The following is a 2043-nucleotide window of genomic DNA, read 5'->3' as shown; positions in this document are numbered from 1 at the left end:
GGGCCGATGCAATATATCTGGGAGGAAAAGAATTTGGTGCCCGCCAGCGGGCTAAAAATTTTTCTCACTTCGAACTGGAGCGTCTGGTACCTTATGCCCACCGTCAGGGAGTCAAAATCTATGTGACCGTTAATACCCTGCTGAAAGAGCAGGAGATTGCTTCTTTGTATCGTTTTTTAAGCCTGCTGCAGGATCTTGAGGTGGATGCGGTTATTGTACAGGATCCCGGAGTCATCCATATTGTCCGTCGTGATTTTCCGCGTTTACCGGTTCACGTATCAACCCAGTTGAGTATTCATAACGCCAATGGGGTTCAGGTTGCTGCCGGGCTGGGTTGTAAACGGGTGGTGCTGGCCCGGGAACTTTCCCTGGCTGAGATTTCCGCGGTTCGTCAACAAACTGAAACAGAATTGGAAGTTTTTGTTTTTGGGGCGTTATGTTTATCCATTGCCGGCCAGTGTCAGTTCAGCAGTTTTCTTGGTGGCCAGAGCGCTAACCGGGGTCGCTGTACTCAGCCCTGCCGGCGCTTGTATTCCCATGGTAGCCAGTCGGGATATTATCTTTCTCCATCAGATTACAATGCTTTGGAATTTCTGCCCCAATTAATGGATATGGGAGTTACTTCCTGCAAGATCGAAGGCCGGCTGAAAAGTTCCCAGTATGTGGGCCAGGTTACCTCAGTTTTTCGCCAGGCCATCGATTTGATTGCCGGGGACGGTGATCTGGAGCCTGAAAAACTCCGGGAATTGAACGCTCAGTTGCAATCAGCATATTCCCGTCCCTTAACCAGTGCCAATCTTTCCGGCACATACCCCAATTCTATTATCCAGCTTCATCAGCACGGCAGTATGGGAACCCGGGTAGGTACGGTCGTGGCAGTGAATGGCCATAGTGTACGGGTACGTATCAGCAGGAATTTGTCTTCAGGTGACCGGATAAAGGTGGTCAGTCGTCAGGGTGATGGGCGCAAGAACGCCTTTACCGTAAAGGAGGTTCGCCCGGTGCCGGGGGAAGGTCATAAACAGGGGAATTTTACTGAAGCATGGCTGGAGGTGCCGGTTCCATGCCGTCAAGGCGATGTCCTGGTGAAAGTGGGGAGCAAGGACTATTACAGCAGTCGGGGAGCGAAATACTGGCTGGAAAAATTAAAACGTGAAGTAAAACCTCCGGCGCGACAGCGAAAAAAGGTCATTCACTATGTTCCCGATCGGCTGGCAGCTCCTTCGCCGTCAGGGATAACGGTTACTGAAACCGCATCTGATCTGTTGCCCTGGCAGCTGAAGGTATCATCCTGGGAAAACTACCAGCGCTTTTCCCGGGAGCGTGGTTATGATTTGGTTGTCGAACTGAATCGCCAGATTATGCATCGGTTGGCGGGCCATGAAAGAAAAGTTTTTCAGCGCCATCCCAGTTTGATCTGGAGCCTGCCGGCAATTCATTTTCCCGGTAGTGAACAGCGGCTGGCAACGGAAGTTAAACGACTTTTGAACGCCGGCTTCAGACGCTTTCAACTAAACAATCTCGGACAGGTTCAGCTGTTTGAAAATCGGCATGAACAAGAACTCATGCTTGCTACCGGCGTCCACCTGCCGGCGACAAACCTGGCGGCCGTCATTGCCTATCGGGCTATGGGGTTTAGGGCCGTCCTTTTGTCCCCGGAAATGGATCGTGAAAGTATGGAAATGGTATGTAAGCGGACGCCGGCCGAGGTGAAATTGGCTTTGCTGATTTTTACTTTTTTGCCCCTGCTTCCTACCCGCATACCGTTGCCGCTTAACCGGAAGAAGGTGCCTTTAACCTCTCCCCATGGTGAACAACTGTATCCATATTTTCGTGATGGATTGACCTATCTGATTCCCACTCAGCCATTTTCCCTGGCTGACAATCTTTATCGACTTCCCGGAGCTGATATGATCACCCGGGTAATCGATTTCTCGTTCTATCCTCCTGGTTGTAACCCTGCTTCCCTGTTGACTAAAATTCGCCAGGGTAAATTGATTCCTCAGAGAACATTATTCAATTATTCACGAAAATGGGATTAAT

1 protein-coding gene is annotated in these 2043 nt (G+C 50.3%); it reads left to right on the top strand.

Features of this window, described 5'->3' with window-relative positions:
• Positions 1-2042 (top strand): peptidase U32 family protein (locus U9P07_10905; GenBank protein MEA2109915.1); only part of this gene is annotated, 2042 nt, incomplete at its 5' end.
• Position 2043 lies beyond the last annotated feature (1 nt).

The sequence above is a fragment of the Pseudomonadota bacterium genome (genome assembly GCA_034660915.1).
Lineage (GTDB): Bacteria > Desulfobacterota > Anaeroferrophillalia > Anaeroferrophillales > Anaeroferrophillaceae > DQWO01.
Note: the sequence above shows the minus strand (reverse complement) of the source record. Positions and strands in the feature narration are given on the sequence as shown.